The organism is Pedococcus sp. KACC 23699 (assembly GCF_045348425.1).
GTDB lineage: Bacteria > Actinomycetota > Actinomycetes > Actinomycetales > Dermatophilaceae > Pedococcus.
This window is the reverse complement of the sequence record NZ_CP157483.1, coordinates 2,152,407-2,162,552: the sequence shown is the minus strand read 5'-3', so window position 1 is coordinate 2,162,552 and position 10,146 is coordinate 2,152,407. Positions and strand designations below refer to the sequence as shown.

Below are 10,146 nucleotides of genomic sequence, written 5' to 3'. Positions count from 1 at the left end.
CACGACCTAGGCTGCCGACATGGCCCCTGTGCGCGTGTCCGTCGTCATCGCCAGCACCCGTCCGACCCGGATCGGGCACCACGTCGCCGACTGGGTCCTCGGCGCGATCGAGACCCACGCCGACCTCGATGTCGCGGTGACGGTGCACGACCTGCGGGCGATCGGTCTGCCGTTCCTCGACGAGCCCGGCCAACCCGCCGACGGCCACTACGTCCACGACCACACCCGCCGGTGGTCGGCGGCGATGTGGGCGACCGACGCGCTGGTCCTGGTGATGCCCGAGTACAACCGTGGCTACAACGCGGCGCTGAAGAACGCGATCGACTACCTCTACGCCGAGTGGGAGGGCCTCCCGGTCGGCTGCGTGGGGTATGGCTGGCACGGCGCGTCCTACGCCAGGTCGGCGCTGCGCCAGACCCTCGAGCGCGTGAAGATGACCGTCGTCGAGGGGCCCGGTCTGGAGTTCGGGACCACCCTCACGCAGGAGGGCCAGGTCATCGCCGACGAGGGCACGCAGGCAGCCCTCACCACGATGCTCACCGAGCTGGTCGCGAAGGCGCGTCCCGCGAGCTGAACGCCTGCGCCCGCGTCGGCCTCGCCCGATACCCTTGGACGTGGTGTGCCGGGAAGTCTGGTCGGCGTCGCTGCCCCGTCGTCCGGCAGCGTCTTGATGTTGCCGCCGACCCCGAAAGGCCCTTCGTGAGCCTGAACCCCCTGCGTCCTCGCCTGTTCGCCCGCACGACGTGGCAGGAGGCGCAGCACGTCGCCGCCGCCCTGCGCACCGAGACCGTCGGCGGCGCCCTGCTGCTGGCGGCCGCGGTGGCCGCCCTCGTCTGGGCGAACACCCCGTGGTTCGAGGCGTACACGTCGCTGCGCGACCTCACCGTCGGCCCGCACGCACTTCACCTCGACCTCACCCTGGGCCAGTGGGCCTCGGACGGGCTGCTCGCCATCTTCTTCTTCGTCGCGGGGCTCGAGCTCAAGCGCGAGTTCCTCGTCGGTGAGCTGCGCTCCCCGGCGAAGGCTGCCCTGCCCGTCGCCGCCGCCCTGTGCGGGGTCGCCCTGCCCGCCATCGTGTATGCCGCGACCGTCACCCTGCGCGGTGCCGAGGGTGACGCCCTGCGCGGGTGGGCGATCCCGACGGCCACGGACATCGCGTTCGCCCTCGCGGTGCTCGCGGTGATCGGCACGCACCTGCCCTCGGCGCTGCGCAGCTTCCTGCTCACCCTGGCCGTGGTCGACGACCTCGTGGCCATCACGATCATCGCGATCTTCTACACCGACAGCCTCGACCTGGCGATGCTCGGCCTCGCCCTGCTTCCGCTGGCCGGCTTCGCGTGGCTGGCGCAGCGACGGATCGCGCGCTGGTGGCTGCTGATCCCTCTGGCCCTCGCGACCTGGGCGCTCGTCCACGCGTCCGGCATCCATGCGACCGTCGCGGGGGTGCTGCTCGGTCTCGTCGTCCCGGTCCGCCCCCGCGCGGCGGTCCCGCGGCTGAGCACCCTGGACGCCGACGTCGACGTCGCCCAGCGCTTCGAGCACCGGCTGCGGCCGTTGTCCGCCGGGGTCGCCGTCCCGGTGTTCGCGTTCTTCGCCGCCGGCGTGCGGGTCGTCGGTGGCGGGCTCGGGGACACCCTCGCCGACGAGGCGGCCCTGGCCGTCGTGCTCGCCCTGGTGCTCGGCAAGCTGGTGGGGGTCTTCGGGGGGACCTGGGCGTTCGCACGCTTCACCCGGGCCGAGCTCGACGACGACCTCTCCTGGTGGGACGTGCTCGGGCTCTCGCTCCTCGCGGGGATCGGCTTCACCGTGTCGCTGCTCGTCGGCGAGCTCGCCTTCGGTCTGGGCAGCCCTCGCGACGAGCACGTCAAGCTGGGCATCCTGGTGGGGTCGCTGGTCGCCGCGGCCCTGGCGACGATCGTGCTGCGCACCCGCAACCGCGTCTACCGCCGGCTCGAGGAGCTCGAGTCGCGGGACGACGACGGCGACGGCATCCCCGACGCGTTCCAGTGCGCAGATGTGGCAAAGCGCCAGCCCGGTTAGGGTTGGCAGGCCGGATCCCCGGCAGCCACGAAAGCAGAGGTGAGGGCCCTATGACCACCCAGGGAAGCCCCGAGCGCACGCTCGGACAGCTGGTGGCCGACGCCACCCACGACCTGTCCACGATCGTCCGCAGCGAGATCGCCCTCGCCAAGACGGAGATCACCACCGAGGCCAAGACCGCAGGCAAGAGTGCCGCCATGTTCGGGGCGGCCGCCTTCGTGGGCCTGCTCGGTGTCATCTTCTTGTTCCACACCGTCGTCGCGGTGCTCGACATCTGGCTGCCCGAGTGGGCCGCCTACCTCATCACCACGGTGCTCCTGTTCGCCATCGCCGGGGTGCTGGCGCTGGTGGGCAAGAAGAGCGTCGCCACCATCAACCCCAAGCCCGAGCGCACCATCAAGAACGCCCAGGAGACCGTCCAGGCGCTCAAGTCCGGCGACTGAGGGCCCGCCCGCACGGCATACTCCCCGCATGACCCTCGACGCCTCGATGGCCCTGATCGACGGGCCCTGGGAGCACCGGTTCGTCGCCGCCAACGGCGCCCGCTTCCACGTCGCCGAGCAGGGCGAGGGGCCGGTCGTCCTGCTGCTGCACGGGTTCCCGCAGTTCTGGTGGGCTTGGCGACACCAGATGCAGGCCCTGGCGGACGCGGGTTACCGCGCGTGCGCGATGGACCTGCGTGGGTATGGCGCGTCGGACAAGCCCCCGCGCGGGTACGACACCCGGACGTCGGCCACCGACGTCGCCAGCGTGCTGCGGTCGCTCGGCGCCTCGCGGGCCGCGGTCGTCGGGCACGGCTGGGGCGGGTGGATCGCCTGGAGCATGCCGGTCCTGCAGCCGACGGTCACCCGCGCCGTCGCGTCGCTGTCGATGCCGCACCCCCTCGTCTTCCGGAAGGCGTCGTTCAGCAGCCCCCGCCAGGCGAGGGCGAACGCCTACCTCGGCGGCCTGCAGCGACCGTTCGTGCCCGAGCGCCAGATGACGGTGAACGGTGGCTACGTCCAGCGCCTGCTGCGCGAGTGGGCCTCGCCCGAGGGGATCTGGCCCTCACCCGAGGAGGCGAAGGTCTATGCCGAGGCCATGGCGCTGCCGTTCGTGGCCCACTCGGCGGCCGAGTACTACCGGTGGCTCGTCCGCAGCCAGGCCCGCCCCGACGGCTGGCGCTTCGCCGCGACGATGAAGAAGCCGATCTCGGTGCCGGTGCTGCAGCTGCACGGCGAGCGCGACGGCGCCGTGCTGCCCTCGACGGCCGGGGGTTCCCGGGCCTACTGCGCAGGGCCGTACGAGCACGCCGTGGTGCCCGGTGCCGGGCACTTCCTCCCCGAGGAGGCGCCCGACGTGGTCAACGAGCACCTGGTGCGCTGGCTCGACGCCCTCCCCGGCTAGCCGGGGCCGCGAGCGCCTGCGGCTCGGTCAGCCGGCGACGCAGGCGCCCGTGTCGACGGGGTTCGAGGCGTTGGCCGCGGCGTCCAGCACCGGCCGGGCCTCGTCCATGGTGAGGGCGTAGCCGGTGCTCGCGTCGTCGAGCGACTTGGCGAAGATGACACCGACGACCTTGCCGTCCGGGGACAGCAGCGGTCCACCGGAGTTGCCGGGGCGGACCTTGGCGTAGAGCGAGTACACCTCGCGGTTGGTGCCGGGCTGTCCGTAGATGTCGGAGCCCCTTGCGTCGACGATCTCCCGGACGCGCGCGGCGTCGAGCTGGTAGGGGCCGTCGAGGGGGAAGCCGGCGACCACACCGTCGTCGCCCCGGGCGAGGTCCGGCCCCTGCGGCAGCGGGGCGGCCGGCAGGCCAGGGACCGCCAGGACGGCGAGGTCACGACGGGCGTCGAAGAGCACGACCCGACCCGCGTAGGAGCGTCCGGTGCCGCGGATGCGCAAGGTGGCCCGCTCCATACCGGCGACGACGTGGGCGTTGGTCACGACACGCTCGGGGGCCACGACCCAGCCGCTGCCCTCCTGGCCACGGTTGCAGGACGTCGCGACGCCCGTGATCTTGATGACCGAGGAGGCAGCGGCGCGCACACCGGCACTCTGGGCGACCGCGTCGTCGGGCGGGTCGACCGGGGCGATGCGCTCGGCCTCGAGGCCGTCGAAGACCCGCGGGAAGCCCTCGCGGTCGAGGACCTCGCGGAACCCGGCGAACAGGCGGGAGGTCTCGGGCGGCACCACCGAGTCGATGGTGCTGAGCACCCGGGACTCACCGATGGCCTTGGCGATGGGTGCTGGGGCACCACCGCGCAGGGCGCCGGCGATGAACCACACGAGCACGGACGCCGACACGACGACGGCGATCGCGCCGAGGACGGAGTCGAACCACTGGGCCGGCTTGACCTTGAGGTGCGACCGCAGGGTGCCTCCGACGGCCACGGCGACCGCCTGCCCCGCCGAGGCGAGGATGAAGACCCCGGCGATGAGCACGACCGTGCGCAGCAGCGGCGAGCTCTGCAGGTCGGCCCAGCTGCCGATGGCGATCGGCAGGAGCCACATCGCGATGGCGCCCCCGGTGAGGAACCCTGCGAGCGACAGGACGCTGACCACCAGTCCCTGTCGGTAGCCCGTCACGGCGTAGCTGAGCAGCAGGACGATGAGGAGCAGGTCCAGGACGGAGAGTCCGAGGAACATCAGGCTCGGCCTTCCGTCGCGGTCTGGGTCAGGGCGTCGTTCGTGCCCCCCGGCTGGTAGCGGGCCGGTAGCGGACGACTGAGACTACGGTCCCACGGTCGGGTGAGCCCGCCGAAATCGAGCACGGCGGACAGCAGTCCCGCGGTGAACCCCCAGATGAACAACCCGTCGAACTCGAACCCCGGCCCGACGTACCCGCTCGGGTGGGTCACGGTGAACCGCGCCGCCGGGTCGAGCAGGTCGGCCAGGGGCGCGCGCACGGCGCGGTGGACCTCCGCCGGGTCGATGCCTTCGACGTGCCCCGGCTCCCGCCACCACGCCAGGACGGGGGTGACGACGAACTTGCGCGGACTCAGGTAGATGTCGGGCAGCTCCGCGACGACGTCGATGGTGGCCGGGTCGATGCCGACCTCCTCCCGGGTCTCGCGCAGGGCCGCGGCCGCGTCGGAGGCGTCGTGGGCCTCGCGCTTGCCGCCGGGGAAGGAGATGTCGCCGGGCTGGGTGCGCAGGGTGTGGGCGCGCTCGGTGAGCACGACGTCCTCACCGCCGCCGGCTGCCGGGCCGAACAGGATCAGGACGCTCGAGCGCCGACCGCCCGACGGTGGCGGGGCGAACCGGTCGAAGAACCCCTGCTCCGCGCCCTCGATCCCGCGGTGAGCACGGTCGATCCACTCCGGCCGCGGGTGCACGGAAGGACCGTCGATCACGCCCGCCCGGCTTCCACCACGTCGGCGACGGGCGCGGCATACGGGTTGTCGGCGCCCGGGGCGAGCTCGAACTTGAGCAGCTTTGCCGCCTTGACCGGGTCGGTCTCCCCGGTGCCGTACGACGGGCACAGCCGGGCGATGGGGCACGCCCCGCAGGCAGGCTTCTTGGCGTGGCAGGTGCGTCGGCCGTGGAAGATCAGGACGTGGGACAGCATCGTCCAGTCCTTGCGGGGGATCAGCGCGCCGACGGCCGCCTCGACCTTGACCGGGTCCTCCTCGGCCGTCCAGCCGAACCGGCGGGCCAGGCGGCCGAAGTGGGTGTCGACGGTGATGCCGGGGATGCCGAACGCGTTGCCGAGCACCACGTTGGCGGTCTTGCGGCCCACCCCGGGCAGGGTGACCAGGTCGTCCAGGCGGGGCGGGACCTCGCCGTCGAACCGTTCGACGAGCTCGGCGCCCAGCTTCATCACCGAGTTGGTCTTGGCCCGGAAGAAGCCGGTCGGCTTGAGCAGCGCCTCCAACGCCTCGCGGTCCGCGCCGGCGAGTGCTGCCGCGTCGGGGTACTGCGCGAACAGCTGCGGCGTGACCTTGTTGACCATGACATCGGTGGTCTGGGCCGACAGGACGGTGGCCACGAGCAGCTGGAGGGGGTTGTCGAAGTCGAGCTCGCAGTGGGCGTAGGGGTAGTGCTCGTGGAGCTCGCGGTACATCCGTCGGGCGCGGCGGGTCAGCGCGACCGGGGACTCCTCGCGAGCGACCTTGGGGGCGGGCTTTCGGGGGGCATCGGACACCGGATCAGCCTACGGGTCGGGGCCGACGTCGACATGGCACACTGTCGCCCGTGGATCACGATGTGGTGAGAAGAGCCCCGCTGTTCGCTGCCCTCGACGAGGAGGCGTCCTCGACGCTGATGCAGTCGATGACGCAGACGCGCCTCGAGCGCGGCGACGTGCTCTTCTCTGAGGGAGACCAGGGCGACCGCCTCTACGTCATCCGCGAGGGCAAGGTGAAGCTCGGGCGCCGCAGCAGCGACGGTCGCGAGAACCTCGTGGCGATCCTCGGCCCCGGCGAGATGTTCGGCGAGCTCAGCCTGTTCGACCCCGGCCCCCGCACCATGACCGCGACCGCCGTGGCCGAGACGCAGCTTCTCGGGATCGGCAACGAGGACCTCAACGGCCTCCTGGCCGGCCGCCCCGCCGTCGCCAAGGTCCTGCTCGCCGCGCTCGCCCAGCGCCTGCGCCGCACCAACGAGAACCTCGCCGACCTCGTCTTCACCGACGTCCCCGGCCGCGTCGCCAAGGCGCTGCTCGACCTGTCGGCCCGTTTCGGCCGCCCCGTCGAGGAAGGCATCCTCGTCGCCCACGACCTCACCCAGGAGGAGCTCGCCCAGCTGGTCGGCGCCTCCCGCGAGACGGTCAACAAGGCGCTCGCCGACTTCGCCTCCCGCGGCTGGCTGCGCCTCGAAGCCCGCGCCGTCCTCATCATGGATGTCGAACGGCTCAAGCGCCGCGCCCGCTAGGACCCGGCAGGGTCGATGGAGAAACGCCGGGGATTCCGGGCATGTTCACATCGACCCAGAGTCAGTGGCTGCGAGCGCGCAGGTACTCGACCTGCGCGGCGACGCTCTGGGCTGCTGCCGGCCAGACCTCGCGGGGGACGTCGGCATACACCGTCTCGACCACGGCCTGCACGGGGTCGGGGGCCTGCGCGGCCCCGTCGGCGAGCGCCTGCCGCACCTGCTCCAGCCGTTCGGCCCGGTGCCGGCGGTAGAACGCGACCATCGCCGACGCGTCCGGCACGACCGGCCCGTGACCGGGCAGGATCGAGGTAACGCCACCCCCTCCAGTCAGTGCCGCGATCCGCTCCAACGACGAGAGGTATGCCGCCAGCTCACCATCGGGGTGCGCGACCACCGTGGTGCCCCGGCCGAGGACGGTGTCACCGGTGAGCAGGGCGTGGTCGGCAGGCAGGGCGAAGGACAGCGAGTCCGAGGTGTGACCGGGGGTGGCGACCACGCGGAGCTCGAGGCCCCCCACCGTCACGACGTCGCCGTCGCCGAGGTCGGCGTGACCGCGGCCGACGGCCCGGGTCGGTGCCCCGGTGAGCTCGGCGAAGCGTTCGGCTCCCTCGGCGTGGTCAGCATGGCCGTGGGTGAGGATCGTCTGGGCGACCCGGGCGCCCCGCGCCGCGACGGCATCGACGACGGCCTGCAGGTGCGTCTCGTGGAGCGGGCCGGGGTCGATGACGACAGCCTCGGTGGCGCCGGGCTCCAGCAGCACCCAGGTGTTCGTGCCGTCCAGGGTCATCGGGCTGGGGTTGGGGCACAGGACGCAGAGCGCGCGATCGGTCACCTGACCGCCGTGCCACTCCCCCGCAGCGGCGGAGGGCGCAGGAGCGTCAGCCGTCATCGGGGCAGGTCCGCCCGCATGACCAGGCCGGCGCCGGTGTCGACGAGCTCGGGCTGCACGGTCTCGATGACCGGGCGCTCGGCGATGAAACCGGCAGCAGACGTCGCGGCGGCGACCTCCTCGACGGCCACCACGGTCGGCGGGAGCATCAGGGCCTCGCCCCTCTCCCACGCCCGGAGCAGGTCGGCCGGACGCACCCACGCCGCGAGGTCGGCCTCGGTGGTCTGGTCGTCGGCGTGGTGGCCGGCGGGCACGGCAGCGGTGAAGAACCGGGTGTCATACCGGCGGGCCTCGAAGACCGGGGTGACCCAGTGGGCGCGATAGCCGAGCAGGTCCGAGCGCAGCAGCAGGCCGTGCTCCTGCAGGACCTGTGACAGCGAGGCCTCGCGGTCGAGCAGGCGACGGCGCTGTTCGCGCCAGTGCTCGCTGCCCACGTCCTCGACGATCGAGTCGGGCGTCGGTCCCGCGAGCAGGACGCCGCACTCCTCGAACACCTCGCGCACCGCGGCCGCCACGAGCTCGCGGGCGCGGGCCTCGTCGACGCGCAGGCGCAAGGCCCACTCGGCGGGCGACGGGCCGGCCCAGGGCAGCGCGTCGTCCGCGTCGCGCGCGTCGACCCCGCCGCCGGGGAAGACCATCATCCGCGGGGCGAACGCCATCGTGGCCACCCGGCGGAGCATGAACACCTCAACGCCCGACGCCCCGTCCCGCACGAACATGACCGTGGCAGCGAGCTTGGGCTGCACCGGCCCCGCGGGGTCGGGCGACGTCAACCAGGCGTCGGCCCGAGCCCTCAGCGTGGGGGAGTCGGCGATGGGGAAGTCCCGCATCACCGCGGCACGCCCCAGCACCCGTTCGATGTGAACACGCCGGGGATCACGGGCGTGTTCACATCGAATCGGCGAAGAGGAGCGGTCAACTCGGTCAGTCGTCCGCGAGGGCGACGACGATCTCGACCTCGACGGGGGCGTCCAGGGGCAGCACGGCCACGCCGACGGCGGACCGGGCGTGGATGCCGGCGTCGCCGAAGGCCTTGCCCATGAGCTCGCTGGCCCCGTTGATGACACCGGGCTGACCGGTGAACGCCGGGTCGGACGCGACGAACCCGACGAGCTTGACCACCTGGGTCACCTTGTCGAGGTCACCGACGAGGCCCTTGACGGCCGCGATGGCGTTGAGCGCACAGATCTGCGCGAGCTCGGCGGCCCGCTCGGGCGACACCAGGCCCTCGCCCTGGCCCACCTTGCCGGTCTCGGCGAGGGAGCCGGAGACCATGGGCAGCTGCCCGGAGGTGTAGATGCGGCGTCCGTCCTGGACCGCCGGGACGTAGGCGGCCACCGGCTTGGCGACCTCGGGCACGGTCAGGCCGAGCTCGGCCAGACGGTCCTCAACTTTGCTCATCAGGCTTTCTCCCGCTTCAGGTAGGCGACCAGTCCGTTGCCGTCAGGTCCGGTGAGGACCTGGACGAGCTCCCAGCCGTCCTCGCCCCACTGGTCGAGGATCTGCTTGGTCGCGTGCACGATCAGCGGCACGGTCGCGTACTCCCATTTCTGCATGTGCTGCAGCCTAGCCACCGCTGGCAGGATGGGCGCATGCCCACTGCCGGCGACCGCGACCCCAGCCAGGTCCTCGACGAACGTGCCGGTCCGCCGACCCGCACCACCTCCTACGGCGAGGACGCCGCCCAGGTCTACGACGTACGCCTCCCGCAGCGCGTCACCCGCTCGCTGACCGTCGTCGTCGTCCACGGCGGCTTCTGGCGCCAGGAGTACGACCGGGCCCACGCCGGCCGCCAGGCCCAGGCGTTCGCCGACGCCGGCTACCCCGTGGCCGTGGTCGAGTACCGCCGCCCCGGCATGCCCGGTGGTGGCTGGCCCGGCACGGCGCAGGACGTCGCCGCCGCGCTCACCGCGATCCGCCGCGACCCCGACCTCGCGCACCCCGCCGTCCTCGTCGGCCACTCCGCGGGCGGCCAGCTCGTGACGTGGGCCGCCGCCCAGCCGTGGGCCCACGGGCTGCGCGGCGTCGTGAGCCTCGCGGGCGTCGTCGACCTCGCGCACGGCGCGGCCACCCAGGTGGGCGGCGACGCCATACCGGCCTTCCTGGGTGGGTCCCCCGAGCAGGTGCCGCAGGCGTATGCCGCCGCCGACCCTGCCGTGCTCCCCCCGTCCGTGCCGGTCGTGCTGGTGCACGCCCGCGACGACGACGTGGTGCCGTTCGAGCTCAGCGAGCGGTATGCCGCCGCGCACCGGGGTCCGTCGGTGCGGCTCACGCCGGTGGTCGGCGGGGGCCACTACGGCCTGATCGACCCCGAGCACCCGGCCTTCGCCGAGGTCGCCCGGGCGGTCGACCTGCTCGCCTCCTAG

Annotated in this window: 13 protein-coding genes; 6 read left to right on the top strand and 7 right to left on the bottom strand. The window is 72.8% G+C overall.

The window, feature by feature from the left end; translation table 11 throughout:
• Positions 1 to 19 precede the first annotated feature (19 nt).
• The 4 genes from ABEG17_RS10180 to ABEG17_RS10165 all read left to right on the top strand — a co-directional run bounded on the left by ABEG17_RS10180 (position 20) and on the right by ABEG17_RS10165 (position 3,426).
• Complete coding sequence (locus tag ABEG17_RS10180) at positions 20 to 574, top strand: NADPH-dependent FMN reductase (protein ID WP_406829355.1); 555 nt, start codon at positions 20 to 22, stop codon at positions 572 to 574.
• A 125-nt stretch (positions 575 to 699) separates the two neighbouring features.
• The gene (gene nhaA, locus ABEG17_RS10175) at positions 700 to 2,040 is read left to right on the top strand and encodes a Na+/H+ antiporter NhaA (RefSeq protein WP_406829354.1); all 1,341 of its coding nucleotides are present in this window, start codon (positions 700 to 702) and stop codon (positions 2,038 to 2,040) included.
• A gap of 50 nt (positions 2,041 to 2,090) precedes the next feature.
• A complete protein-coding gene (locus ABEG17_RS10170) occupies positions 2,091 to 2,483 on the top strand; it encodes a phage holin family protein (RefSeq protein WP_406829353.1) in 393 nt (130 codons plus the stop codon).
• 28 nt (positions 2,484 to 2,511) lie between these two features.
• Positions 2,512 to 3,426: an alpha/beta fold hydrolase gene (locus ABEG17_RS10165; RefSeq protein WP_406829352.1), complete on the top strand. Its 915-nt coding sequence runs from the start codon at positions 2,512 to 2,514 to the stop codon at positions 3,424 to 3,426.
• Positions 3,427 to 3,453: 27 nt separating this feature from the next.
• Here ABEG17_RS10165 and ABEG17_RS10160 read toward each other — a convergent pair whose 3' ends face one another.
• The 3 genes from ABEG17_RS10160 to nth are packed head-to-tail and all read right to left on the bottom strand — an operon-like array spanning position 3,454 to position 6,082.
• On the bottom strand, positions 3,454 to 4,665 hold the full coding sequence (locus tag ABEG17_RS10160; protein ID WP_406829351.1) for a MarP family serine protease: 1,212 nt from the start codon (positions 4,663 to 4,665) through the stop codon (positions 3,454 to 3,456).
• Positions 4,665 to 5,354: an NUDIX hydrolase gene (locus tag ABEG17_RS10155; protein WP_406829350.1), complete on the bottom strand. Its 690-nt coding sequence runs from the start codon at positions 5,352 to 5,354 to the stop codon at positions 4,665 to 4,667. The genes ABEG17_RS10160 and ABEG17_RS10155 overlap by 1 nt, the downstream gene beginning before the upstream one ends.
• Positions 5,355 to 5,368: 14 nt before the next feature.
• Entirely contained in the window at positions 5,369 to 6,082 is a 714-nt protein-coding gene (gene nth / locus ABEG17_RS10150) for an endonuclease III (RefSeq protein ID WP_406833174.1), read from the bottom strand.
• Positions 6,083 to 6,213: 131 nt separating this feature from the next.
• Between nth and ABEG17_RS10145 the strand changes: the two genes are divergently transcribed.
• Complete coding sequence (locus ABEG17_RS10145) at positions 6,214 to 6,891, top strand: Crp/Fnr family transcriptional regulator (RefSeq protein ID WP_406829349.1); 678 nt, start codon at positions 6,214 to 6,216, stop codon at positions 6,889 to 6,891.
• A 61-nt stretch (positions 6,892 to 6,952) separates the two neighbouring features.
• Here the strand turns inward: ABEG17_RS10145 and ABEG17_RS10140 are convergent, their stop codons facing one another.
• The 4 genes from ABEG17_RS10140 to ABEG17_RS10125 all read right to left on the bottom strand — a co-directional run bounded on the left by ABEG17_RS10140 (position 6,953) and on the right by ABEG17_RS10125 (position 9,336).
• Positions 6,953 to 7,780, bottom strand: coding sequence for an MBL fold metallo-hydrolase (locus ABEG17_RS10140; RefSeq protein WP_406829348.1), 828 nt, complete (start codon positions 7,778 to 7,780; stop codon positions 6,953 to 6,955).
• Positions 7,777 to 8,631, bottom strand: a complete 855-nt coding sequence (locus ABEG17_RS10135) for an NUDIX hydrolase (RefSeq protein WP_406829347.1) — start codon at positions 8,629 to 8,631, stop codon at positions 7,777 to 7,779. The genes ABEG17_RS10140 and ABEG17_RS10135 overlap by 4 nt, the downstream gene beginning before the upstream one ends.
• A gap of 73 nt (positions 8,632 to 8,704) precedes the next feature.
• Positions 8,705 to 9,181: a RidA family protein gene (locus ABEG17_RS10130; RefSeq protein WP_406829346.1), complete on the bottom strand. Its 477-nt coding sequence runs from the start codon at positions 9,179 to 9,181 to the stop codon at positions 8,705 to 8,707.
• Complete coding sequence (locus ABEG17_RS10125) at positions 9,181 to 9,336, bottom strand: DUF4177 domain-containing protein (protein ID WP_140742397.1); 156 nt, start codon at positions 9,334 to 9,336, stop codon at positions 9,181 to 9,183. The genes ABEG17_RS10130 and ABEG17_RS10125 overlap by 1 nt, the downstream gene beginning before the upstream one ends.
• A 36-nt stretch (positions 9,337 to 9,372) precedes the next feature.
• Between ABEG17_RS10125 and ABEG17_RS10120 the strand changes: the two genes are divergently transcribed.
• On the top strand, positions 9,373 to 10,146 hold the full coding sequence (locus ABEG17_RS10120) for an alpha/beta hydrolase family protein (RefSeq protein ID WP_406829345.1): 774 nt from the start codon (positions 9,373 to 9,375) through the stop codon (positions 10,144 to 10,146).

What these genes read in the sequence shown, in the direction of transcription:
- ABEG17_RS10180 (WP_406829355.1), top strand. Translation starts at nt 20, where the DNA reads ATGGCCCCTGTGCGCGTGTCCGTCGTCATCGCCAGCACCCGTCCGACC.
- ABEG17_RS10170 (WP_406829353.1), top strand. Translation starts at nt 2,091, where the DNA reads ATGACCACCCAGGGAAGCCCCGAGCGCACGCTCGGACAGCTGGTGGCC.
- ABEG17_RS10165 (WP_406829352.1), top strand. Translation starts at nt 2,512, where the DNA reads ATGACCCTCGACGCCTCGATGGCCCTGATCGACGGGCCCTGGGAGCAC.
- ABEG17_RS10160 (WP_406829351.1), bottom strand. Translation starts at nt 4,665, where the DNA reads ATGTTCCTCGGACTCTCCGTCCTGGACCTGCTCCTCATCGTCCTGCTG.
- nth (WP_406833174.1), bottom strand. Translation starts at nt 6,082, where the DNA reads ATGTACCGCGAGCTCCACGAGCACTACCCCTACGCCCACTGCGAGCTC.
- ABEG17_RS10140 (WP_406829348.1), bottom strand. Translation starts at nt 7,780, where the DNA reads ATGACGGCTGACGCTCCTGCGCCCTCCGCCGCTGCGGGGGAGTGGCAC.
- ABEG17_RS10130 (WP_406829346.1), bottom strand. Translation starts at nt 9,181, where the DNA reads ATGAGCAAAGTTGAGGACCGTCTGGCCGAGCTCGGCCTGACCGTGCCC.
- ABEG17_RS10125 (WP_140742397.1), bottom strand. Translation starts at nt 9,336, where the DNA reads ATGCAGAAATGGGAGTACGCGACCGTGCCGCTGATCGTGCACGCGACC.
- ABEG17_RS10120 (WP_406829345.1), top strand. Translation starts at nt 9,373, where the DNA reads ATGCCCACTGCCGGCGACCGCGACCCCAGCCAGGTCCTCGACGAACGT.